This is a genomic window from Pseudoalteromonas sp. SaAl2, assembly GCF_052947895.1.
On record NZ_CM129605.1, the window covers coordinates 1,677,305 to 1,701,536 of the forward strand.

Consider the following 24,232-nt stretch of genomic DNA (forward strand, 5'->3'; position numbering starts at 1 on the left):
CTGTTACTCCTTCGAGAATAATTTAAAAATGGCGCTAAAGTCATCACTGCCAGCACCTTGGTGCTGTAGCATGGTATAAAGGTTTTTCGCCATTGACCCCATTGGGGTTGCTGAATTACTTTGCTGCGCGGCTTCCATAGCTAGACCTAAATCTTTAGCCATTAAATCAACCATAAAGCCTGGCTTATAATCATTGCTGGCAGGTGCTGTGTCCATCACACCTGGGCATGGGTTATATAATTCAAGTGTCCAGTTACGGCCCGAGCTTGCAGTCATAATATCGCTGAGCACTTTTGGATCTAAGCCATTGTTAATGCCCATTTGTAGCGCTTCGCTGGTGCCTGCCATTAAAATGCTTAACAGCATGTTATTACAAATTTTTGCAACTTGCCCTGCGCCAATATCACCGGCATGAAAGATATTTTTGCCCATATCAGCAAGCACTGGCTGTGCTTGATTAAAATGTGCATCATCGCCACCAACAATAAAGGTTAATGTGCCAGCCGTTGCACCAGCAACACCACCAGAGACCGGTGCATCAACAAAAGCGATACCGTGTTCACTTAGCTCTGAGCCCACTTCACGTGCCGATGCAGCATCAATAGTAGAGCAATCAATAACCAGTGTAGTTTTAGCTAACACATGGACAAGCCCTGTCTCACCAAGATAAAGCGACTTCACATGCTTACTAGCAGGTAGCATACTGATCAATACATCAATGTCGGTTGCACAGTGTTTAGCATCCGTTGCGGCAATCGCCCCATTGCTAGCCAAGTCATTTACGACCGACTGGTTTAAATCAAACACTTTGACTTGATGACCTGCTTTAACTAGGTTAGCCGCCATTGGGCCACCCATATTACCTAAACCAATAAAACCAATTGAAAGTGACATAACATTATCCTTGTGTGAGTTGTATTAGTGGATGCGTGTCAGCAGTCCAACGTGGTGTGAAAAAGCTTTCTACCAGCTCATCAGGTAACTCGGCAATTGATTTGAACTGCCAATTAGGCGCACCGTCTTTATCAATTAAAAGCGCCCGCACCCCTTCTTGGAATTCACCGACTTCGCCACAGCGTACAGACATACCCAGCTCCATTTGAAAACATTCGCCCAAGCTCTTACCTTTTGAGTTAGCGAGCTGACGCTCAACTAAAGCACAACTTAATGGACAACCATGTTTCAATGATTTTTGAGCGCGGGTAAGCCATGTATCTTCAGTTTCTAGGTTTAAGATATAATTTACTTTATCGCGTAGAACCGTAAATTCACCCAGTTTTTGAATGGTGGCTAAATGCGCTTTTATATTACCTTTTGGCATACGCCCAGAAACATTATCAAGTTCGGTAAGTAAACTGGTCAGCTTATCGTGATTCAATGAAGCCGTTTTACCCCACTTAATACTGCACAATTGCTCAATCAGAGTGTCGTATTTATCCGCTTTGAGGTAGTGATCAGCCAATGCCACATACATCGCATCATCACAGTTTATAGACGCTGCGGTTAAACCCAAAAATGCCCCAACGTGCTCGGGCATTTTATGTAAAAAGTAACTGCCGCCAACATCAGGATATAAACCAATGGTAAGCTCAGGCATCGCAATACGTGAGTTTTCTGTTACCACGCGGTGACTCGCTCCGGCCATTAATCCTAGACCGCCCCCCATAACAATGCCGTTACCCCAAACCAAAATAGGCTTTTCGTAACAATGAATTAAATGATCGAGGCGATACTCTTGAGTAAAAAAATCTTCAATAAGGTTGGCAGGCTCGCCGCTTTTCATGGCGCTGTGCAAGCTTACTACATCACCACCGGCACAAAATGCTTTTTCCCCGGCTCCTTTGATGATGACCATGGCAATATTGCTATCATCTGCCCACGCTAATAACTGCGGCTCTAATAGTTTGATCATCGCAAAATTAAGTGCGTTTAATGACTTTGGCGCATTAAGGGTGGCAAAACCAATTAATGAGCCATTTTCAGCGGCTGCGGTTTCAAATACCACAGGCGCATCAGGCGAATTTAATTGTGTTAAGTCAACCATTAGCCATTCACCCAGTTTGCTTTACGTTTTTCTAAGAAGGCATTTACACCTTCGCGCTGATCTTCAGTATCAAATAAACCAACAAATAGCTCACGCTCAAGGGGTAATGCATGCGCCATTGGCTGAGTACGGCCTTTTTGAATTAACGTTTTACATGCTGATACTGCAACTGGGCTTTGCTCTGCCACTTGATTCGCTAATTTAAGTGCCGCCGCAAAACTTTCACCTTGCGCAACCACCTCCTCAACTAAACCAATTTGCAGGGCTTTATCGGCTTTTAAGCGCTCGCCACATAAGATCATGCGTTTTGCCCAGCCTTCACCGACTAACCAAGCTAGGTTTTGCGTGCCACCAGCACATGGGAGTAAACCTACTTTCGCTTCGGGTAATGCCATTTGTGCTTGCTCTTCAGCAATCCGAATATCACAAGCAAGGGCCACTTCTAAACCGCCGCCCATGGCATAACCGTTAATTGCGGCAATCGACACACCGCGAAAGGCTGATAATGCTTCAAAGGCTTCACCAAACACTTGCGACATAGTCGCGGCAATACCTTTATCGCCATCAGCAAATACGTTTAAGTCAGCACCGGCACTAAAAAATTTCTCGCCTTCGCCAGTGATCACTAATGAATAGATGTTTTTATTATCGTTGAGCTCATTTACGGTATTTTTTAATGCAATTAACGTGTCTTTGGTCCAGGTATTCGCTGGCGGATTAGACATGGTTAAAATCGCTACGTGACCTTCAATGGTTAAATCAATACTTGGGTTTGACATGACTGGCTCCTTATAAAATATCAGCGGCTGATTCGGCTAAAATACGACGTGCGATGATCACACGCATAATTTCGTTAGTGCCTTCTAAAATTTGGTGTACGCGTACATCTCGTACATGGCGCTCAAGCGGGTATTCTTTTATGTAGCCGTAACCGCCGTGAATTTGCAGGGCATCGTTACAGACTGTAAAACCAACATCGGTGGCAAAACGTTTTGCCATAGCGCAATAAGTGGTTTTTTCGCTGTCACCTGCATCAAGTTTAAAGGCGGCTAAACGCACCATTTGGCGCGCAGCCACCAGCTCAGTGTTCATATCGGCAATTTTAAATTGCAGCGCTTGAAATGCAGCCAGCGGTTTACCAAACTGAGTTCGCTCTTTTAAGTATTCACGGGCTGTTTCAAGTGCCGCTTGGGCTGTACCAATTGAACAAGTTGCAATGTTAATACGTCCGCCATCTAAGCCTTGCATCGCGAACTTAAAGCCCTCGCCTTCAGCACCTAGTAAGTTATGCGCTGGTATACGCACATCTTCAAAGCTTATTAAGCGTGTAGGCTGTGCATTCCAACCCATTTTTTCTTCTGCTTTACCGTACTCAACGCCTTTGGCATCAGCCGGTACAACAAATGCAGAAATACCCGCAGCGCCTTCGCCACCAGTACGCGCCATAACCACTAATACTTCAGTTTCACCAGCACCTGAGATAAACATTTTTGAGCCGTTGATCACATACTCATCGCCTTCAAGCACGGCTTTGGTTTTAAGTGATGCGGCATCTGATCCAGAGCCTGGCTCCGTTAAACAATAAGAGGCAAGTAATTCACCCATTACAAGCTGATCGCAATACTGCTCTTTAGTTTGCTCTGTCCCAAAGCTTGCTATCATCCAAGTGGCCATATTATGAATGGTTAACATCGCAGTGGTTGCTGTACAGCCCATTGCAAGTTGTTCAAAAATAATACTTGAATCTAAACGAGATAAACCTAAACCACCGGCTTCCTCGGGTGTATATAAACCACAAAAGCCAAGCTCGCCTGCGGCTTTAATTGTGTCTTTAGGGAAAATATGTTCACGGTCCCATTTAGCTGCATGGGGGCAAGCTCTGACTGTGCAAATTGACGTGCTGTATCAGCAAATGCTTGTTGATCTTCAGTTAGGTTAAAGTCCATAGGAGACCTCTTTAAAAATGTTTGTTGTCAAAATTAGTGAAGGGCTACGAAGGCATCATTGTGTGTGAAGTGACCTTCGTGCCCCTCTTTTTTATTATTGTTATTTAAGATTAATACTCATGTTTGGACCTGAGGCAATATCATCCTCAAACCAACGAGATGTAATAGTTTTGGTCTCGGTATAAAAACGAATACCTTGTTTGCCATAAGTGTGAGTGTCACCGTAGAATGAGCCTTTCCAACCGGTAAACGAAAAGAATGGCAGCGGCACAGGGATTGGCACGTTAATCCCCACTTGGCCTACTTCAATCTCATGTTGGAATTTACGTGCAACCGCACCGCTTGAAGTAAACAATGATGTGCCATTACCAAATGGAGATTCATTAATCAGGGCAATTGCTTCATCTAGCGAATCAACAAACATACACGCCAATACAGGGCCAAAAATTTCTTCTTTGTATAAATCCATCTCGGTTGTGACATCACTAAACAAGGTAGGACCTACCCAGTTGCCCTTTTCATATCCTTCTACTGTAAAATCCGAGCCATCAATTAAGCATGTTGCGCCTTGGGCTTTACCACTTTCAATTAATGATAAAATACGCGCTTTGGCTGCCGCTGATGTTTGCGGGCCGTATGCTGCATCTTTGTCGTCCCAAACACCTGGCCGTACATTAGCAAAGCCTGCTTTGATATCTTCAACCCAGTCTTTCGCTTGGCCAACAAACACTGCAACTGAAATACCCATACAACGCTGACCTGCCGCACCAACCGACGCACCAACAAGATTATTAACAACGTGAGAACGACTTGCATCAGGCATGATCACCATGTGGTTTTTAGCACCAACACAGGCTTGTACACGTTTTAAATTAGCCGTGCCTTTTGAATAAATGTATTCACCTACGCCACATGAACCAACAAACGAAATTGCGCGAACTGCGGCATCGTCAAGTAAACGGTCGACCTGAGGTTTAGTGCCATGTACTACTTGTAAAACACCTTTAGGTGCACCCGCCTCAACAAAAAGCTCTGCTAAACGCATCGGAGTCAGTGGATCTTGCTCAGACGGTTTTAAAATAAAGGTATTACCGCACACAATTGCCAGTGGGAACATCCACAGTGGGATCATGGCAGGGAAATTAAATGGCGTAATGCCTGCGCACACACCTAAAGGTTGCATGTACGAATAAGTATCAATTTTGCGCGCTACGTTTTCCATGGTTTCGCCCATCATTAATGATGGCGCATTGGCAGCTTGTTCAACCACTTCAATACCACGCCAGACATCGCCTTTGGCATCTTCGAATGTTTTACCTAGCTCATGGCAAATGATCGTAGCAAGTTCATCGTGATGCTCTTTTAAAAGCGCTGCGTACTTCATCATAATGCGCGCTCGCTCTGTAATTGGTACGTCTTTCCATGTTTTAAATGTTTCGCTTGCTGATGCAATGGCGGCATCCATTTCTGCGTCTGTGGTGCATGGAACTTGCGCTAATACTTCTTGGGTTGCTGGATTAATAACGTCAATCAATTGATCTGATGTTGATTGAATAAATTCGCCGTTGATAAATAATGGTACTTGGTGCATAACGCACTCCTCCCCAGAGGGTATTTGATTAAGCCGCAGTTGTTATAATTAAAAGAAGCTACGGCTGTGAGAGATTAAAATTATTATTCTAATTGTTTAAACTGCTTCTACAGCAAGGGCAACCGCTTCGCCACCGCCAATACATAATGACGCCACACCTTTTTTTAAGGCCGCGGTTTTTCAATGCATGTATTAGGGTAACTAAAATCCGTGCACCGCTTGCTCCAATTGGGTGACCAAGGGCACAGGCACCGCCATTAACATTTACTTTGTTTTCATCTAGCTTTAGCTCATTGATAGCAAGCATGGTCACCATCGCAAAGGCTTCGTTAATTTCCCAAAGGTCAACGTCGTTAGTTGTCCAACCCGCTTTAGCAAGCAAGCTAGTCATAGCGCCTACTGGTGCAAGGGTAAATTCGCTTGGTTTTTGTGCGTGTGTGCTGTGGGCTACAATACGACACAGTGGCGTTAACCCCTGTGCTTTAGCGTGTGATTCACTCATTAAAATAAGGGCTGCACCACCGTCAGAAATTGACGATGAATTAGCGGCGGTAATGGTGCCGTCACGCTTAAACGCAGCGCGCAGACTGGGTATTTTTTCAGGACGGGCATTACCGGGTTGTTCATCGATACTTACAGTCACGTCACCTTTACGTGAGGTCATTGTATGAGGGGCAATTTCATTAACAAAATCACCATTTTCAATTGCATTAAGAGCTTTATTTAGCGAGTTAAGAGCAAATTCATCCATTTGCTCACGACCAATACCATATTCATCAGCGGTGTCTTGGGCAAAACACCCCATCGCTTTATTATCGTAGGCATCTTCTAGGCCATCATTCATCATGTGATCTTTAATTTCACCATGACCCATGCGCATACCACCGCGCGCTTTTGGAATAAAGTACGGTGAGTTAGTCATACTTTCCATGCCACCGGCAACCGCGCTATTAATTGAACCTGCTTTAATTAAATCATGAGCAAGCATCGCTGCTTTCAAACCAGAACCACAGACTTTATTAATTGTTGTTGCCCCGGTTGAGCGAGCAAGGCCTGCTTTTAACATCGCTTGTCGAGCAGGAGCTTGACCTAAACCCGCGGGTAAAACACAGCCCATAATCACTTCATCAATTGCGCTCTCATTTAATCCAGTATCGGCCAATGCGCCAGCAATTGCTGTTGCGCCAAGTTCAGTTGCGTCTGCACTGCTAAGTGCTCCCATAAAACCACCCATAGGGGTGCGTTTTGCTGCTACAATAACAACGGCTTCGGTAGTCATAAAAAGGCTCCAGTTGGTCATTGGCACTCTCACTGTGTGTTAAGATACGCCAAACAATATGTTTATTAATCTGTATATGAGCATACATAATATTTACGTTTACGCCAACGTAAATCCAAAATCAAGGTTTTTGCGCTCAACAAAAGTGTAAACTTATCTTTATTTTACTGTAGTGAAATTATCACAACAGCGCTACAGACTCTGATTTAACTAGATGCCCTACCGTAATTACTACTAATGACATACGTCTAAAGTATAACTTTCACAATCCACTTTACCTTTACGTAAACTTCACTTATATTGGAGTTATTCGAATGAGGTAAAAACACTATGAATCAAGATAATCAAACAAACTTCGCCAGCTCTTCCACTGAGCCCGCCAGTAATGAACAAACTTTTAGTATTAGTGAATTAGCTAAAGAGTTTGACATTACTACCCGCTCTATTCGCTTTTATGAAGATCAAGGCTTAATTTCACCTGAGCGTAATGGCCAAACACGTATTTACTCTAAGCGCGATAAAGTGCGCTTAAAATTAATTTTACGTGGTAAACGATTAGGGTTTACCTTGGCTGAAACGGGTCGTTTGTTTGAGCTTTACGATGCGGATAAATCGAGTGCAAAACAGCTAGTTACTATGCTTGACTTAATTGCTGACAAAAAAGCCGACTTAAGCCAGCAGATGGATGACATAAAAGTTGTCTTAATGGAGCTGGTAACTGCAGAGCGACGATGTCGCGATACCTTAAATCAATTAGATGAATAATTACTAAATCAAAAATACATTCATTAACAGACTCTCACACAGGAATGAATCATGAGCACTATTTCACTATATAAAGAAATGAACTTTGGCCTTGGCGAAACAGCAGATATGATCCGCGATCATGTTAATAGTTTTGCTAGTCAAGAAATCGCCCCTTTAGCAGAGAAAACCGATCTTGATAATGCGTTTCCAAATCAACTTTGGCCGCAATTAGGCGAAATGGGATTGTTAGGTATGACCGTATCTGAAGAACTTGGCGGCGCAGGGTTAGGTTACTTAGAACATGTTATTGCTATGGAAGAAATTAGCCGTGCAAGTGCCTCTATTGGCCTAAGCTATGGCGCGCATTCAAACCTGTGTGTTAATCAAATTAACCGTAACGGCACACAAGCTCAAAAAGAAAAATACTTACCTAAGCTTATTAGTGGTGAGCACATTGGTGCCCTTGCAATGAGTGAGCCTAATGCGGGCTCTGACGTGGTATCGATGAAACTCAAAGCTGAGAAAAAAGGCGATAAGTACATTTTAAACGGCAACAAAATGTGGATCACCAATGGTCCTGACGCACACACGTTAGTAATTTACGCTAAAACAGATTTAAACGCCGGCGCTAAAGGCATTACCGCGTTTATTGTTGAGAGTGACTTCCCTGGTTTTTCAACGGCGCAAAAGCTCGACAAACTGGGCATGCGCGGCTCAAACACCTGTGAGCTGGTATTTGAAAACTGCGAAGTGCCCCAGGAGAATATTTTAGGTAACTTAAACGAAGGCGTTAAGGTACTTATGAGTGGCCTTGATTACGAGCGCGTAGTACTTGCAGCAGGCCCACTTGGCATAATGCAAGCGTGTATGGATATAGTTGTGCCGTATATTCATGAGCGTAAACAGTTTGATACCCCTATTGGTCAATTTCAGTTAATTCAGGGTAAAGTAGCCGACATGTATACACAAATGAATGCTGCGCGCTCATATGTATACACGGTAGCTAAAGCGTGTGACCGTGGTGAAACCACCCGTAAAGATGCCGCTGGTGCCATTTTATACGCCGCAGAGCTTGCAACTAAAATGGCGCTAGATGCAATTCAAATTTTAGGTGGCAATGGCTACATCAACGAATACGCCACAGGCCGCCTACTGCGTGATGCAAAACTATACGAAATAGGTGCAGGTACATCAGAAATACGCCGCATGCTTATTGGCCGCGAACTTTTCACTGAAAGCCGTTAAGGATTAAGCCATGACGATTTTAAAATCGAGCGTTAATCCTCACGATCCAACGTTTGTACAAAACCATAAAAACATGTCAGCGCTGGTGGATGATTTACGCGATAAAGTAGCCACAATTAGCCAAGGCGGAGGCACTGCATTAAAGGAGCGCCACGAAGGCCGTGGTAAATTATTTGTACGCGATCGTATAAGTACGTTAATTGACGAAGGCTCACCATTTTTAGAAATTTCGCAATTTGCTGCATTCGGTGTGTATGACCAAGCTATACCGTGCGCCGGTGTTGTTGCAGGTATCGGTCGCGTTAAAGGCGTTGAATGTATGATCATCGCTAATGACGCAACTGTAAAAGGCGGCACTTACTTCCCGCTGACGGTTAAAAAACATTTACGCGCACAAGATATCGCTGAACGCTGTCATTTACCGTGTATTTATTTAGTTGATTCAGGTGGTGCAAACCTGCCTGAACAAGACGACGTATTCCCAGATAAACTGCATTTTGGTCGTATTTTTTATAACCAAGCACGTATGTCAGGTAAAGGCATCCCGCAAATTGCAGTGGTGATGGGTTTATGTACCGCAGGTGGTGCGTACGTGCCTGCAATGGCCGATGAAAGTATTATCGTTAAAGAGCAAGGCACTATCTTTTTAGCCGGCCCGCCGCTTGTAAAAGCGGCTACAGGTGAAGAGGTAACCGCAGAAGAACTTGGCGGCGCTGATGTGCACTGTAAAACCTCGGGTGTGGCAGATCACTACGCTGAAAACGACGCGCACGCATTATCCATTGCGCGCCAATGTATTGAGCGCATTAATTATCAGCGCCCTACTCAGCCTTTACTTGATGAAGTTAAAGCACCACGTTATGACATCAACGAGCTATATGGCATTGTAGGTACTGATCTTAAAAAGCCATTTGATGTCCGTGAAGTCATTGCACGAACCGTTGATGACTCATCTTTTGATGAATTTAAACGTTACTTTGGCGATACCTTAGTGACAGGCTTTGCGAAAATATATGGTCACCCTGTTGGCATTGTTGCCAACAATGGCATTTTATTTAGTGAATCTGCGCAAAAAGGCGCGCACTTTATTCAGCTATGTGCCCAACGTAAAATTCCACTGGTGTTTTTACAAAACATCACAGGTTTTATGGTGGGTAAAAAGTATGAAGCTGAAGGCATTGCAAAACATGGTGCTAAAATGGTGATGGCGGTATCTTGTGCTGACGTGCCTAAATTTACCGTATTAATTGGCGGCTCTTATGGCGCTGGTAACTATGGCATGTGTGGCCGTGCCTTTGAACCAACCATGATGTGGATGTGGCCGAATGCGCGTATATCTGTGATGGGCGGCGAGCAAGCTGCGGGTGTAATGGCACAAGTTAAACAAGATGGTTTAGCTCGTAAAGGTCATAGTATGACTGATGAACAAATCAGTGAGTTTAAACAGCCAATCATTGATCAATACGAGCAACAAGGTCACCCGTATTACGCCAGTGCACGACTTTGGGATGACGGTATAATCGACCCTGCTGATACTCGTAATGTGCTTGGCTTGGCGCTGAGTGCAGCCACCAATGCACCGCAACGTGATTCGCAATTCGGCGTATTTAGAATGTAAGGAAGTGAGTATGTCAGTAACACTACAAATAACTAAATCAAATGTGGCTGTCCTCGTTTTAAGCCGCCCAGAAAAGCGTAATGCTTTTAACGAGCAAGTAATTCAAGAGCTAATTCAATGTATTGAACACGCTAATAGCTTAGATGTCCGCGCCTTAGTTTTAAAAACCGAAGGCGAGCATTTCTCTGCTGGCGCTGACTTAGCATGGATGAAATCCATGGCAAATAACGATTTTAGTGAAAACCTCGCTGATTCAAAACAACTTGCCAAATTAATGCATGTGTTAGCAACCAGCCCATTACCAACCATTTGCGCTGTACAAGGTGCTGCATTTGGTGGTGCACTGGGTTTAATTGCCTGTTGTGATATTGCTATTTGCCAAGATAATGCCCAGTTTTGTTTAAGTGAGGTCAAACTCGGCCTCATTCCTGCGGTAATTAGCCCTTATGTTATCAAAGCCATTGGCGAACGAGCCGCACGTCGTTATTTTTTAACCGCTGAAATTTTTGATGCCCATACAGCAAAGCAGCTTGGTTTAGTGCATCAGGTTACAGGCAAACTTGACTGTGCCGTTGAGCAATTACTCGAAACACTCATTAATAATGGCCCGGTTGCGGTGCGTGCTGCGAAGCAGTTAATTAACGATGTGGCAGGTCATGACATTAATAGTCAAATAATAAACTTAACTGCTGAGCGTATTGCAGAAATTCGCGTATCTGAAGAAGGTCAAGAAGGCTTAACCGCTTTTTTTGAAAAACGCCCACCAAGTTGGCAAGCATAGGATTCATCATGAGCACACAATCATTACAAAAAATTCTTATTGCTAATCGTGGTGAAATTGCCTGTCGGGTAATGCGCACTGCCAAGCAAATGGGTTTAACCACGGTCGCTGTCTATTCTGACGCGGATAAACACGCGCAACACGTAAAATTAGCTGACGAAGCTTATTATATCGGCGCAGCACCAAGTAAAGACTCTTATTTAGTGGCTGATAAAATCCTCAAGGTGGCACTTGATGCAAATGTAGATTGCATTCACCCAGGTTATGGTTTTTTATCTGAAAACAGTGAATTTGCCGAAACCTGTGAACAGCACAACATCGCTTTTATTGGTCCACCAGCGTCAAGCATTGAAGCTATGGGCTCAAAAACCCGTGCAAAAGAGATCATGGCCGCGGCCAATGTGCCATTGGTGCCAGGTTATTACGGTGATAAACAAGAACCTGAGTTTTTACAAGCTGAGGCTGAAAAAATTGGCTACCCTGTGCTTATCAAAGCAGCATTTGGCGGTGGCGGTAAAGGCATGCGTATTGTCGAGCACGCCAAAGACTTTTTAACTGCATTGCAAGGTGCGCAGCGTGAGGCCATTGCCGGTTTTGGTAACGATCTCGTATTGCTAGAGCGCTATGTGAATAAGCCTCGCCATGTTGAAGTACAAGTATTTGCAGATAATCACGGTAACTGCGTGTATTTAGGCGACCGCGATTGCTCTTTACAACGTCGTCACCAAAAAGTCATTGAAGAAGCCCCTGCCCCAGGACTTAGCGATAAACTGCGCAAAGAAATGGGTGAAGCAGCAGTGCGTTGTGCATTAGCGATTAACTATCGTGGCGCCGGTACAGTAGAATTTTTATTGTGTGGCGATGAGTTTTTCTTTATGGAAATGAATACTCGCCTGCAAGTAGAACACCCAGTGACCGAAATGGTGACCGGTGTTGATTTAGTCAATTGGCAAATTAATGTAGCTTCAGGTAACACCCTACCTTTAGAGCAAGCGGACATTGTGCTGCAAGGCCACAGTTTTGAAGCGCGTATTTATGCTGAAAATCCAAGTAATGACTTTATCCCTTGCTCTGGCACCCTTAATGGCTTATATACACCCGCTGAATCTGAGTTTGTACGAATAGACACAGGTATTAAACAAGGGGATGAAATAAGCCCGTTTTACGATCCAATGATCGCGAAACTCATTGTTCATGACGATACGCGTACTGCAGCGCTTTCACGTTTAAGTACTGCACTTGAGCAATTTCATTTATCTGGATTTAGCTGCAATGTAAGCTTTTTACATAACTTAGCCAATCATCAAACCTTCAAACAAGGTGCACCGGATACGCATTTTATTGAAGAGCAAGGCGATGCATTGATCTCAAATGATGCTGCGTTAAATACCTTTAGCAAAGTTATTGCTGCATTTTGCCACTTAACAGGTTTAAACAGCAGCGGTGTAAGCCCTTGGGATCAACTCTCTGGTTTTATGTTAAACCGTGACTCCGTCATAACGATTCCTTTTAGTAACAGCCCTATCACGGCAACTAAGTTGCATGACGGCTTTACAATTCACCTAAACTCAGTGGACTATACAATCACAGGCACGATTGAAAATAACCTGTGCCAGGTGTTTATTAATGGTGATAAGCATACCTGTCATGTTGTTAATACAGCTAACACTATTACCGTTATGTACAAAGCGCTACAGACTACGTTTGAATTAACCGACAAGCACTATGTAAGTGAGCATGAAAGTGAAGCTCTGCCTCTTGCAGCCCCTTTAAATGGCACAGTGGTTAAACACCTCGTCGAAGTAGGTCAGCAAATTAAAAAAGGTGATGCAGTTGTTATTATTGAAGCAATGAAAATGGAGTATACCCTCAATGCACCACACGATGGCATATTGCAAAGTTATTGTTTTGCGCAAGGTGAGCTAGTAAGTCATGGTGCCCTATTGGCAATAGTTACTGATGAGAGCGCAACTGATGAGTAATTTAGACCAATTACCAAGCCATGTGCGTATTGTAGAAGTAGGTGCACGTGATGGTTTACAAAACGAAAGCGCTGTGAGTACCCAAGACAAGGTAGCGCTTATCAATTCACTTGCCACTGCTGGTATTAAAGATATTGAAGCAGGTGCTTTTGTATCACCTAAATGGGTACCGCAAATGGCCGATTCAAGTGAAGTAATTAGCGCCCTTTCTTTACCTGATTGCAATCTAACCGCCCTCACCCCAAATCTAAAAGGTGCAGAAGCAGCGAATGCTGTGGGCATTAAAGAGTTTGCTATATTTACCGCTGCCAGCGAATCGTTTTGCCAAAAAACATTAATTGCTCTATTGACGAAAGTATTGCTCGCTTTGCTGATGTCATGGCGTTTGCCAAAGCGCACAACATTCGTGTACGTGGTTATGTAAGCTGCGTACTGGGATGTCCGTACGAAGGTGACATTGATCCTCTGGCTGTGCTTGAGGTATCTGAAAAACTATTAGCACTTGGCTGTTATGAAATTAGCCTTGGCGACACCATTGGTGTTGGTACTGCCAAAAAAGTTGATCAGCTACTAGACTTACTCCTTACTCATATTGATAAGTCATTGTTAGCTGTTCACTTTCACGACACCTACGGGCAAGCGCTCACAAATATTTACACCGCTCTAAAGCGAGGTATAGCAACGGTTGACAGTGCGGTTGCAGGCCTTGGTGGTTGCCCTTATGCCAAGGGTGCGTCAGGAAATGTTGCCACTGAAGATGTGGTTTACTTACTACAAGGGCTTGGCATTGAGCATGGTATTGATTTACAAAGACTGGCTCAAGCTGGTTGGGCTATTTGCACAGCATTAAATAAACAACCTGTGAGCAAGGTATCCTTGGCACTTAAAAATCAAACTATTGATCAATAATCTATATTTAGTATTGAACAAATAGTCATATAATTATAAATGAGGAGTGGGCCCATGGCCGGTTTCGATAAAGTGGTTTCAAGCTATGAAGCTGCAATGGAAGGGTTAAAAGACGGCGATACAATAATTGCTGGTGGATTTGGTTTATGTGGAATTCCTGAGGGGTTAATCAGCGAAATTAAACGTAAACAAACTAAAGACCTTACTGTAGTTTCAAATAACTGCGGCGTGGATGACTTTGGTTTAGGGATTTTGTTACATGACAAACAAATCAAAAAAATAATTGCCTCGTATGTCGGTGAAAATGCCTTGTTCGAACAGCAACTACTAAACGGTGAAATTGACGTAGTACTCACTCCACAAGGCACACTCGCTGAAAAAATGCGTGCTGGCGGTGCTGGTATTCCTGCTTTTTACACTGCAACAGGTTACGGTACACCGGTAGCAGAAGGCAAAGAAGTTAAAGAGTTTGATGGTCGCCCTTATATTTTAGAAGAATCAATCACCGGTGAGTTTGCCATTGTTAAAGCATGGAAAGCAGATAGATACGGTAACCTTGTATTTCGCCATACGGCTATGAACTTTAACCCAATGGCCGCTACTGCAGGTAAAATTACCGTTGCTGAAGTTGAAGAAATTGTTGAACCAGGTGAACTTGAGCCGAGCCAAATTCATACCCCAGGTATTTTTGTTAATCGCGTTATTAAAGGCAGCTTTGAAAAACGCATTGAACGCGTCACCACCAGCGATTAGGAGCATCATCATGGCATTATCACGTGAACAAGTCGCAATGCGTGTTGCGCAAGAATTACAAGACGGTTACTACGTAAACTTAGGTATTGGTATTCCTACCCTTGTTGCTAACTATGTACCTGATGGTATTGAAGTTATGCTACAGTCAGAAAATGGCTTATTAGGTATGGGCCCATACCCTACTAAAGCTGAACTTGATGCTGATATGATCAACGCGGGTAAAGAAACCGTGACAGCAGCAACGGGAGCTGCAATATTTAATAGTGCAGATAGTTTTGCAATGATCCGCGGTGGTCATGTAGACTTAACAGTCTTAGGTGCATTTGAAGTTGACCAGAACGGCAACATCGCCTCGTGGATGATCCCCAAAAAGCTGATTAAAGGCATGGGCGGCGCGATGGACCTTGTAGCTGGTGCAAAGAATATTATTGTTACTATGACCCATGCGAGTAAACATGGTGATTCAAAACTACTTGAAAGTTGTAATTTACCGTTAACTGGTGTTAACTGTGTAAAGAAAATAGTGACAGATTTAGCCGTGTTAGAAGTTAAAGACGGCGCATTTCATTTGCTAGAGCGCGCACCTGGTGTGTCTGTAGATGAAATAATTAATAAAACGGCAGGCAAATTGCTTGTTAACGGTGATGTTCCAGAGATGGTGTTTTAACTTTACCTCCCAATCACCTTGTACCGACCTCATTCCCAGTGCCAATGGCGCTGAGTTACCCAAAATCCCTCTTACGAGGGATTTTTTTTGCGCAAAATTAACTGCACCATTTTATAGCAAAGCCGTTTTCGTTGCCCCAAAGTAGTAAAATCGCTGAAATATTATCTATGCCACTAATTATTGCAATTTAATCAAGTGTAACAATGATTACTCAAAAATATACGCAATTGTAATTTTAATAAGCGTAATATGTTTATTTTTTATTAATATGAGAAAAAATTAATCAGTTAATGAACTCTTTTAGCTAAGTCTTTGCAAATTGGGTTATTTATTGCTTAACTAACCTTATTGAGAATTACTAACATCGACTATGCAAACACCTATTAGAGGATTACGTTCGTTTTGTTTTGCGGCAAGAACGTTAAGCTTTAAAGAAGCCGCCAACCAGCTTTATCTAACTCCATCTGCTGTGAGTCACCAAATTAAACAATTGGAAGAGCAGCTAGGTATTGAGCTTTTTGAGCGCCAAACGCGTTCAATTCGGTTAACGTCCGCGGGGAAAAACTTTTATGATTCTGTGTCCCCTCTGATAAAAGCGCTTGAAAAGACCATAACCGAATTTAGTCAGCTGCAAGAAAATGTAAATATAAGTATTACCTTACCTGAGTTCTTTGCCAGTGAACTATTAATGCCTAAACTCAGTGAATGGACCACAGAGCATCCAAATACAAATTTACAATTAAATACCATGAAAACGCGTAAGGAGCTGACTAAGCAAAGTGATCTTTCTATTGTTTTATCATCCTCTAAGCCTATTGAAGGTGTGGTGCATGAGCTATTTTCGTTGTCATACTCTCCAGCCTGTAACAAAAAGAATTGGGAAGCATGGAAAGATGAACCTTTACAAGCCCTCAATGAAGTACCTCTAATATTGCATAAGGCGCGCCCGTGGGCTTGGCACCAATGGGCTGAGCATGCAGGTATTGAAGACTTCGCGCCGAAACAAATAATCCAAGTCGACAGTATGTTTGGTGTAGCACGCGCTGCACAACAAGGCATGGGGATTGCACTTATACCCTTGCCTATTAGCCAAACATGGTTTGAAGAAGAGTGGCTATTTAACTTCACAAACTTACCGCTTAAAACAAAAGATAAGTATTACTTAGTTCATCACGAACCCAGCGAGTCTAATGCTTCACTTGAGTTATTTATTAAGTGGCTACTAGATACATATAAACATTTAAAATAATTCTTTATACAGCAACTCTGGGGTTGCTGTTAACTCTCTTACATACGTAAATAAATTTCACTTGTAAGGTGTCTTTTTATCGTTTGTACCGCTCGCCAGCTCTGACTAAAGTTAACGTGTTCATTATGAACAACCAAATAACTCAGAGGAAATTATCATGTTAAATATACTAACAAAGCGAATTTTAGTTGCGACACTATTAACATCATCTACAGCGGTACTTGCTGATCAAACAGACTATAAATTAATGGTTATTGAAAATGAAGTATCTGCGAGCGCACTTTCAAATGGTGAAATGATGGCGTTGACTAAAGACAACGAAGTTATTAAGAACAACCCTAATCGCGCTTATGAGATCCCTTTTAATAGCTGTGCTGCGAATGTAAAATTAAGCAACTACGCTGATGCTGAAAGCCTGTGTACTCAAGCAATCACTTTACTTAAATCAAGTAAAGTGCCTAGTTATAAGCGTAATGAGTTAACCTCGTTTGCTTTAAGTAACCGTGGGGTTGCCCGTATTATGTCAAACAATGAGACAGCAGCAATTTCAGACTTTTATGAAGCTAACCAAATGTCTAACAATGATTTAGTTAACCATAACTTAAATCGTGCAAAACAAAACTTAGCGTTATAAATGCGTTGTTTTTAATGCGGCACACTTAAGATGTTCAGTGTGCCGTTCACTTTAATTAGCTATCACCTCTGGCAGCAAATTCTAAAACCGTTGCATTTATACAATACCTATCTTGACCATTTGGCCCTTCCCCTGGAAACATATGCCCCAGATGTATCCCCGTTGATTTAGATTTGATTTCTATTCGCTGCATACCGTAACTGTTATCTTCATGTTCAGTGACACTGTCTTTGATTGGGTGTGTAAAAAGAAAGCCAACCTGTGCCTGATTTAAATCTATCGCGTGTGTCGAATAAAGGTTCGCCACTGAGCTTATCAATAAATTGACCATCGGGTGTGTTTTTAAAAATATCGTACTGTTTACAAAAAGGACTATCAGTTCGGGCATTAAAAGCAACACGATACGCTTCACTATCTCCTAATTTAAATGCCCCCAATGCTTTGTAAAACTCAGTATTTGTCACATACCCTTGGCGACCAAATACTTCTTCACCATTTTCTAAAAATAATATCGTGGGTGTCGCCCACGTTGGAGATTTAATAGTAAGGCCTGTTAGCTGATCAGCTTTTCTGTAACTCAAAGGTATTGTGCCTTTGTAGTCATTTGTTACTTCTTTTTTTAACTTTTCACAATACGGGCAGTAATCATGCGAATCAATAATCACAATCTGCTTACCTGCAAGTAAAGCTTTATTATCTACTTCGCTCTTTGGCTGGGTTGAGAAACCACCACACCCGTAGAATGATCTGGACAATAACCATTAGGATTTTTCGCTATGTAATCTTGATGATAGTCCTCAGCAGAGTAAAACTTATCCAGCGGTTTTATCACTGTTTTGATTGAATCGAAGCCTGCTGCCGTTAATTTAAGTTGATACTGTGCTTTTAATTGCTTTGCTACATTAAGTTGTTTTTCATTACTGGTTAATATAATAGAACGGTATTGCGTGCCAATATCATTACCTTGACGATTAAGCTGTGTTGGATCGTGACTTTCAAAATAACGCTTTAGTAAATCATCAGCTGATAATACATTGCTGTTAAAGGTAACTTTGACCACTTCAGCGTAGTTATTATCGTCAAAACGTTTAGATGAGGCTGTTATATTTCTATAAGTAGCTTTAAAGCCACGGCCATCAGCGTAGCCCGAAACAGCATCTATCACACCGGGCATTGCTTCATAGCGCTTTTCAGCTCCCCAAAAACACCCAGAACCTAACACCAGTGTTTGTACATGCATGCTGGCTTGAACATTTTTACTCGCTGTTTTTTCATCGTTCGCTAAAGCATATACACCAATGCTTACACTCACTAGTACTGTGCAAAGCATCATTGCTAACGGTTGTTTGAACATACAAAACTCCTAAAATGCGTTATTAATCTACTAGACCTATCTATTGACGTATTAATTTCAGCCTTAACGCTTCAAACCCTATATCTATCGTGTTTAACTTAAAGTTTGAGCCCAGATAAGGTAAAAAGTCTTTTTTATTTTAACTTTTGATATTAAAACTGGGTGCTAAACATGAAAAACGTTTTTAACGCTTCTGCAATTGCCTTTGCGCTTGCAATGAGTACGCAAGTAACCGCGGCAGAGATTAACTTTTCGACAAAAATTAATAATAATGCACAAACATTAGTGGTTTTTTATAGCCAAGATGCCAATAACAGTGCATTTAATGACGTTGATAAACAGTTCAAAAATCAGCTTTCTCACACTATTGATATTAAGCAATTTGATGGTAAATACGGCGATATACTCGAAGTTATTCCAACTAACTCACGTAAGCAGCAGCGGGTTTTTATCGTTGGGACAGGCAAGCAACAACAACTAGATAAATCAACCATCGCTAAACTGGGTGGTAATGTTCATGCGACGCTACTACAAAACAAAGTTGAATCTGCAAGCATTGTATTTGATAGCGTAAAAGGTGCTATCAGTAACCCAGAGCTTGCTGCTAATTTTGCCCACGGAGCAAATTTACGAGATCACCGTTTCGAGAAATACAAACAAACGCCAAACACAGCTACTGTAAACTACTACTTTGATGTAGATGACAAGAAACAAACCAACAACACATACTCTACGCTACAGAGCATAGAACAAGGCGTATTTTTAGCCCGAGATCTGACTTCTGAAGTGGCAACACAAATGACGCCCATTGCGTTTGCAAAAGCGGCAAAAGAATTAGAAGCACTCGGTGTTGAAATTACCGTTTTAGAGCCTAAACAATTAAAAGAACCAGGTATGGGTGCGCTTGAAGCAGTTGGCCGTGGCAGTGAACAAGGTGCACGATTGGTTGTAGCACATTATAAAGGCTCAAACACAACACCCATTGCATTAGTTGGTAAAGGGATCACTTTTGATTCAGGTGGTTATAGTATCAAAACTGGCGCATCAATTGCGCGAATGAAATCGGATATGGCGGGTGCCGCCGCAGTGCTTGGTACCGTTAAAGCAATGGCTTTAGCTAAAGCGGATAAAAATGTAGTGGCCGTTATGGGGATGGCGGCTAATATGGTGTCACAATTTGCTGTTGCCCCTGGCGATGTTGTGCGCACTGCTGAAGGCCTCAGTGTTGAAATAGTCAATACAGATGCCGAAGGTCGTTTAGTGTTAAGTGATGCCATGTGGTATGCCCGTGAGCACTTTAAGCCAGAAATAATGATTGATGTAGCAACACTAACGGGTTCTAAAATTAAAGCCGTCGGTAATGACTACGCTGGTGTTTTTTCGCAAGACGATGCGCTTATTTCGCAACTTACTTTAGCGGGTAAACATGTAAACGAAAACCTATGGCGCCTGCCTTTAGGCTACAAAAGTACGTTAAGTTCTGACATTGCAGATCTCAAAAACCTAGGTTCAAGCGGGCCCGGTGCAACAACAGCAGCAAGCTTTTTAGAGCATTTTGCTGGTGAAACCCGCTGGGTACATATTGACATTGCAGGCAATGCACTTGCGACTAAAGGCAAAGATGAAATCTCACCAGGCGGTACTGGCTTTGGCGTGCGACTTTTAAGTGAGTGGCTGTTAAGTAACTAAGCTTTTAATTAAGTCTTAACCATATGGTGCATAAGTACAGTCGTCTACTTGTGCACCTACCCACTTCTGCTTTGTATTTACATAAAGCCCCCATTATTCTAGTCGCATAGGTGTAAACATTTTTTAGTTGAGTGTGATAGCTTGGTGTTATTAATAATTAAAAATAATAATCGTCAATGGACTTTAAAACAACGGCATCTGTTGTAATCCTCAGTAGCAATAGCCTAATTTTGGATGCAACACATTTATGTGAAGACACGCTAACGATTCAAAAAAAATCTGGGCATTAGTTGCTAAATGTAAAGCGAGCAATGCGTTTACAGATGTAGTACCCGCTATGAACTCCCTGTGTGTATACCTATACAACCCGAATGAACTAGTACATTGGCAGAATGAGCTAATGAATTGGTGGCAAGAAGTTGATGTCATGCAACATCAAGGCACACACCATAAAGTGATCACTCATTATGGCGGTGAAAATGGACCGGATCTCGGCTTTGTCGCGAAAGCACATAATTTAACCACTCATGAAGTTATACAACTGCATAGTAATGCGCGGTATCAAGTACTATTTTTAGGCTTTCAACCAGGCTTTGTATATTTACATGGCTTAACAGAGCAATTACATACCCCACGCAGAGATAATCCACGAACTAAAGTGCCAAAAGGCTCTGTGGCAATAGGTGCTAATCAAACAGGCATTTACCCTGCTGACTCCCCTGGCGGCTGGCACATAATAGGTCATACTGATTTCAACTTATTTGATCACCTTAATAATCCACCAAGTGTTATACAACCTGGTGACACTTTATCGTTTGTTAGTGCGGAGGCTTTATCATGATCACCATTATTAAGCCGGGTTTATTAATGAGTATCCAAGATAAAGGGCGTACAGGCTTTCGCCATTTAGGTGTTGCTCAATCAGGTGTAATAGATAGCTATGCGATGATAATAGCCAATCGATTACTTGACAATGCTGATAACGATGCAGTAATTGAAATTACCTTAGGGTTGGCTCAACTCAAATTCGAGTGCGATACAGTTATTGCTTTGATTGGCACTGATATGAAAGCTCATTTAGACGATACAGCTATTTACCCAGGTTGGACGTACACCATCAAAAGGGGCAAACCATCCGCTTTGCATCAGCTCGAAATGGGTTTAGGGCTTATTTAGCCTGCAAAGGCGGGATTCAGTGTGAAAAAATAATGAGCTCTCGCTCAACTGATTTAGCCGCAGGATTTGGCGGCGCCACTGGCTGCGCTCTCAAAGAGCATGACACACTCGCAATAAAACCATTTACTGAACACTGGCCTAAACTAGGTGCTATTTCACCAGCAAAACGTGAAGTGATCCGCATACACCCAAGTATTCATAATGAATTATTAACACAGCACGTTATCAATGAATTTAGCAGTAAAAAATGGCATGTAACGCCACAGAGTAACAGAATGGGGGTTCGTTTGAATACTCAATCACAACCATTATCACACAGTCATTCATTACCTTCACTCGCTGTTGCACCGGGGTCAATTCAACTGCCTCCGAATGGTGAGCCAATTGTATTATTAAATGATGGCCAAACGACAGGTGGTTATCCACTACTTGGCACAGTGATCGAAGCTGATCTATTTCTGTTCGCACAATTAAAACCTGGCGATAGCATTCGCTTTGAATACGTAGATATAGCCACGGCCAATAAAGCGAAGGCAAAATTAGATGCTCATCTGGCTCAGCTTTCTCTAGCACTTAAAAATGCAAAACATTAATGCACCAAAATGGAGCGTTCAAGCTTTAATCCTGTGAGGATTAGCGCTATAACATTATTGATTAGTGGTTATTTGTGTTTTTCATTGCATTAAAAGAACTCGTTAACAAGCTTCAGTGACCACTTTGGTGCAATGAAAATCATGGTGGTGCATAAATTATTCTAAAAATATTGTAAAAGCTATGTGACTTAGTTAAATATTTCTGTTAAAACAAAGGTTCGTAATTAGGCAAAGCCTGCCTAATTACACACATGATAGGAATGAGGAGTTACTATGTGTTCGATTTTCGGTGTATTAGACATAAAGTCTGATGCCACACAGTTGCGTAGTCAAGCAATTGAAATGTCAAAGTTATTACGTCACCGAGGGCCAGATTGGTCAGGTGTATATTCATCAGAAAAAGCGATTTTAGTGCATGAGCGTTTAGCCATCGTTGGCGTATCAAGCGGTGCTCAACCACTTTATAACCCTGAGAAAACTCATATTTTAGCGGTTAATGGTGAGATTTATAATCACAAAGAGTTAGCTGCAAATTTAGATACTGATTTTACCTTTCAAACCCAGTCTGATTGCGAGGTCATTCTGGCGCTTTATAAACAAAAAGGCCCTGAATTCTTAGACGATTTAAATGGTATTTTTGCATTTTGTTTATACGATGAAGAGCAAGATGCGTATCTTATAGGTCGTGATCATATTGGTATAATTCCACTTTACACGGGACATGATGAGCACGGTAACTTTTATGTCGCTTCTGAGTTAAAAGCACTTTCACCGATTTGTAAACATATCGAAGAGTTTCCTCCGGGCCATTACTTATACAGTAAAGACGGCGAATTACGCCCATATTATAAACGTGATTGGGAAACCTATGACGCTGTTAAAGACAACAGCGCAGACCCTGAAGATGTGAAGGATGCATTAGAAAGTGCCGTTAAACGCCAACTAATGTGTGATGTACCTTATGGTGTATTACTATCGGGTGGCTTAGATTCATCGGTTATTTCTGCAATAACACAACGTTTTGCAGCAAAACGTATTGAAGATAATGACGAAAGCGATGCCTGGTGGCCTAAACTTCACTCTTTCTCTGTCGGGCTTGAAGGTTCGCCTGACTTAGCTGCTGCACAAAAAGTAGCCGATATGATAGGGACTGTTCACCACCCTATTCACTTTACCATTCAAGAAGGTATTGATGCGTTAAAAGAAGTGATTTATCACATTGAAACCTATGATGTAACCACCATACGTGCATCAACACCTATGTATTTAATGGCACGCCAAATCAAAGCCATGGGTATTAAAATGGTACTATCTGGAGAAGGGGGCTGATGAGCTATTTGGTGGTTATTTGTATTTCCACAAAGCACCAAATGCGCAAGAATTTCATGAAGAGTTAAACCGTAAAGTATCTAAGCTGCATATGTTTGACTGTTTACGTGCGAATAAATCAATGGCCGCATGGGGCGTTGAAGCACGTGTCCCTTTCCTTGATAAAGAATTTGTTGATGTGGCCATGCGTATCAACCCTGAAGCTAAAATGTGTAAAGACGGAAAAATTGAAAAACACATTCTGCGTGAAGGTTTTGACGGCTACTTGCCTGATGAAGTTTTATGGCGTCAAAAAGAGCAATTCTCTGATGGCGTTGGTTACAGCTGGATAGACACTTTAAAAGAGTATGTTGCTGAGCAAGTGAGCGACCAAGATTTAGCCAATGCTAAATTTAAATACCCTATTAATACGCCTGACTCAAAAGAAGCGTATTTTTATCGCTCAATTTTTGAGTCTCACTTCCCAGGTGACGCGGCTGCTAAATGTGTTCCGCATGGTAAATCTGTTGCGTGTTCCACACCTGAAGCTCTGGCATGGGATGCATCGTTTCAAAATAATGCGGATCCATCTGGTCGCGCGGCCGGTATCCATAACGATGCCTATACACAAAAATAATAAACCTCACGGTCTATTAAATTTACACCA

At 42.2% G+C, this 24,232-nt stretch carries 14 protein-coding genes and 7 pseudogenes; 14 read left to right on the top strand and 7 right to left on the bottom strand.

Features of this window, described 5'->3' with window-relative positions; translation table 11 throughout:
• Nucleotides 1–3: 3 nt before the first annotated feature.
• The 6 genes and pseudogenes from mmsB to ACU8V8_RS08220 all read right to left on the bottom strand — a co-directional run bounded on the left by mmsB (nt 4) and on the right by ACU8V8_RS08220 (nt 6,860).
• Nucleotides 4–894 (bottom strand): 3-hydroxyisobutyrate dehydrogenase, encoded by an 891-nt coding sequence (gene mmsB / locus ACU8V8_RS08195; protein ID WP_446889430.1) that lies wholly within the window; start codon nt 892–894, stop codon nt 4–6.
• A 4-nt stretch (nt 895–898) separates the two neighbouring features.
• Nucleotides 899–2,044 carry an enoyl-CoA hydratase/isomerase family protein gene (locus ACU8V8_RS08200; protein ID WP_446889431.1) on the bottom strand — a complete coding sequence of 382 codons (1,146 nt, stop codon included), beginning with the start codon at nt 2,042–2,044 and terminating at the stop codon, nt 899–901.
• Nucleotides 2,044–2,823, bottom strand: a complete 780-nt coding sequence (locus tag ACU8V8_RS08205) for an enoyl-CoA hydratase (RefSeq protein WP_446889432.1) — start codon at nt 2,821–2,823, stop codon at nt 2,044–2,046. Before ACU8V8_RS08205 ends, ACU8V8_RS08200 begins: the two co-directional genes overlap by 1 nt.
• 10 nt (nt 2,824–2,833) lie before the next feature.
• A pseudogene (locus tag ACU8V8_RS08210) lies at nt 2,834–3,990 on the bottom strand (acyl-CoA dehydrogenase family protein).
• A gap of 100 nt (nt 3,991–4,090) precedes the next feature.
• On the bottom strand, nt 4,091–5,581 hold the full coding sequence (locus ACU8V8_RS08215; RefSeq protein ID WP_446889433.1) for a CoA-acylating methylmalonate-semialdehyde dehydrogenase: 1,491 nt from the start codon (nt 5,579–5,581) through the stop codon (nt 4,091–4,093).
• 96 nt (nt 5,582–5,677) lie between these two features.
• Nucleotides 5,678–6,860: pseudogene (locus ACU8V8_RS08220) on the bottom strand (thiolase family protein).
• A 330-nt stretch (nt 6,861–7,190) separates the two neighbouring features.
• Between ACU8V8_RS08220 and ACU8V8_RS08225 the strand changes: the two are divergent.
• The 10 genes and pseudogenes from ACU8V8_RS08225 (at nt 7,191) to ACU8V8_RS08270 (ending at nt 17,445) form a co-directional block, all read left to right on the top strand.
• On the top strand, nt 7,191–7,625 hold the full coding sequence (locus tag ACU8V8_RS08225; RefSeq protein WP_446889434.1) for a MerR family transcriptional regulator: 435 nt from the start codon (nt 7,191–7,193) through the stop codon (nt 7,623–7,625).
• Nucleotides 7,626–7,676: 51 nt separating this feature from the next.
• Nucleotides 7,677–8,852, top strand: a complete 1,176-nt coding sequence (locus ACU8V8_RS08230) for an isovaleryl-CoA dehydrogenase (RefSeq protein WP_446889435.1) — start codon at nt 7,677–7,679, stop codon at nt 8,850–8,852.
• A 10-nt stretch (nt 8,853–8,862) separates the two neighbouring features.
• Entirely contained in the window at nt 8,863–10,470 is a 1,608-nt protein-coding gene (locus tag ACU8V8_RS08235) for a carboxyl transferase domain-containing protein (RefSeq protein WP_446889436.1), read from the top strand.
• A 10-nt stretch (nt 10,471–10,480) separates the two neighbouring features.
• On the top strand, nt 10,481–11,251 hold the full coding sequence (locus tag ACU8V8_RS08240) for an enoyl-CoA hydratase/isomerase family protein (RefSeq protein WP_446889437.1): 771 nt from the start codon (nt 10,481–10,483) through the stop codon (nt 11,249–11,251).
• 8 nt (nt 11,252–11,259) lie between these two features.
• Nucleotides 11,260–13,233 carry an acetyl/propionyl/methylcrotonyl-CoA carboxylase subunit alpha gene (locus ACU8V8_RS08245; protein ID WP_446889438.1) on the top strand — a complete coding sequence of 658 codons (1,974 nt, stop codon included), beginning with the start codon at nt 11,260–11,262 and terminating at the stop codon, nt 13,231–13,233.
• Nucleotides 13,226–14,142, top strand: a pseudogene (locus tag ACU8V8_RS08250) (hydroxymethylglutaryl-CoA lyase). Before ACU8V8_RS08245 ends, ACU8V8_RS08250 begins: the two are co-directional and overlap by 8 nt.
• A gap of 54 nt (nt 14,143–14,196) precedes the next feature.
• A complete protein-coding gene (locus ACU8V8_RS08255; RefSeq protein ID WP_446889439.1) occupies nt 14,197–14,895 on the top strand; it encodes a CoA transferase subunit A in 699 nt (232 codons plus the stop codon).
• A gap of 10 nt (nt 14,896–14,905) precedes the next feature.
• Nucleotides 14,906–15,562 (top strand): 3-oxoacid CoA-transferase subunit B, encoded by a 657-nt coding sequence (locus tag ACU8V8_RS08260; protein WP_446889440.1) that lies wholly within the window; start codon nt 14,906–14,908, stop codon nt 15,560–15,562.
• 370 nt (nt 15,563–15,932) lie between these two features.
• Nucleotides 15,933–16,811: a LysR family transcriptional regulator gene (locus ACU8V8_RS08265; protein ID WP_446889441.1), complete on the top strand. Its 879-nt coding sequence runs from the start codon at nt 15,933–15,935 to the stop codon at nt 16,809–16,811.
• A gap of 157 nt (nt 16,812–16,968) precedes the next feature.
• A complete protein-coding gene (locus tag ACU8V8_RS08270; protein WP_446889442.1) occupies nt 16,969–17,445 on the top strand; it encodes a hypothetical protein in 477 nt (158 codons plus the stop codon).
• 55 nt (nt 17,446–17,500) lie between these two features.
• Here the strand turns inward: ACU8V8_RS08270 and msrA are convergent.
• A pseudogene (msrA, locus tag ACU8V8_RS08275) lies at nt 17,501–18,778 on the bottom strand (peptide-methionine (S)-S-oxide reductase MsrA).
• 192 nt (nt 18,779–18,970) lie between these two features.
• Here msrA and ACU8V8_RS08280 point away from each other — a divergent pair.
• The 4 genes and pseudogenes from ACU8V8_RS08280 (at nt 18,971) to asnB (ending at nt 24,202) form a co-directional block, all read left to right on the top strand.
• Entirely contained in the window at nt 18,971–20,488 is a 1,518-nt protein-coding gene (locus ACU8V8_RS08280) for a leucyl aminopeptidase (protein ID WP_446889443.1), read from the top strand.
• A gap of 176 nt (nt 20,489–20,664) precedes the next feature.
• Nucleotides 20,665–21,329, top strand: a pseudogene (gene pxpB / locus ACU8V8_RS08285) (5-oxoprolinase subunit PxpB).
• A pseudogene (locus ACU8V8_RS08290) lies at nt 21,326–22,257 on the top strand (5-oxoprolinase subunit C family protein). Before pxpB ends, ACU8V8_RS08290 begins: the two co-directional pseudogenes overlap by 4 nt.
• Before the next feature lie 273 nt (nt 22,258–22,530).
• Nucleotides 22,531–24,202 (top strand): annotated as a pseudogene (gene asnB / locus ACU8V8_RS08295) (asparagine synthase B).
• Nucleotides 24,203–24,232 lie beyond the last annotated feature (30 nt).

Excerpts from the sequence above, each read along its gene's own strand:
- mmsB (WP_446889430.1), bottom strand. The coding sequence starts at position 894 with ATGTCACTTTCAATTGGTTTTATTGGTTTAGGTAATATGGGTGGCCCA.
- ACU8V8_RS08200 (WP_446889431.1), bottom strand. The coding sequence starts at position 2,044 with ATGGTTGACTTAACACAATTAAATTCGCCTGATGCGCCTGTGGTATTT.
- ACU8V8_RS08205 (WP_446889432.1), bottom strand. The coding sequence starts at position 2,823 with ATGTCAAACCCAAGTATTGATTTAACCATTGAAGGTCACGTAGCGATT.
- ACU8V8_RS08215 (WP_446889433.1), bottom strand. The coding sequence starts at position 5,581 with ATGCACCAAGTACCATTATTTATCAACGGCGAATTTATTCAATCAACA.
- ACU8V8_RS08225 (WP_446889434.1), top strand. The coding sequence starts at position 7,191 with ATGAATCAAGATAATCAAACAAACTTCGCCAGCTCTTCCACTGAGCCC.
- ACU8V8_RS08230 (WP_446889435.1), top strand. The coding sequence starts at position 7,677 with ATGAGCACTATTTCACTATATAAAGAAATGAACTTTGGCCTTGGCGAA.
- ACU8V8_RS08235 (WP_446889436.1), top strand. The coding sequence starts at position 8,863 with ATGACGATTTTAAAATCGAGCGTTAATCCTCACGATCCAACGTTTGTA.
- ACU8V8_RS08240 (WP_446889437.1), top strand. The coding sequence starts at position 10,481 with ATGTCAGTAACACTACAAATAACTAAATCAAATGTGGCTGTCCTCGTT.
- ACU8V8_RS08245 (WP_446889438.1), top strand. The coding sequence starts at position 11,260 with ATGAGCACACAATCATTACAAAAAATTCTTATTGCTAATCGTGGTGAA.
- ACU8V8_RS08255 (WP_446889439.1), top strand. The coding sequence starts at position 14,197 with ATGGCCGGTTTCGATAAAGTGGTTTCAAGCTATGAAGCTGCAATGGAA.
- ACU8V8_RS08260 (WP_446889440.1), top strand. The coding sequence starts at position 14,906 with ATGGCATTATCACGTGAACAAGTCGCAATGCGTGTTGCGCAAGAATTA.
- ACU8V8_RS08265 (WP_446889441.1), top strand. The coding sequence starts at position 15,933 with ATGCAAACACCTATTAGAGGATTACGTTCGTTTTGTTTTGCGGCAAGA.
- ACU8V8_RS08270 (WP_446889442.1), top strand. The coding sequence starts at position 16,969 with ATGTTAAATATACTAACAAAGCGAATTTTAGTTGCGACACTATTAACA.
- ACU8V8_RS08280 (WP_446889443.1), top strand. The coding sequence starts at position 18,971 with ATGAAAAACGTTTTTAACGCTTCTGCAATTGCCTTTGCGCTTGCAATG.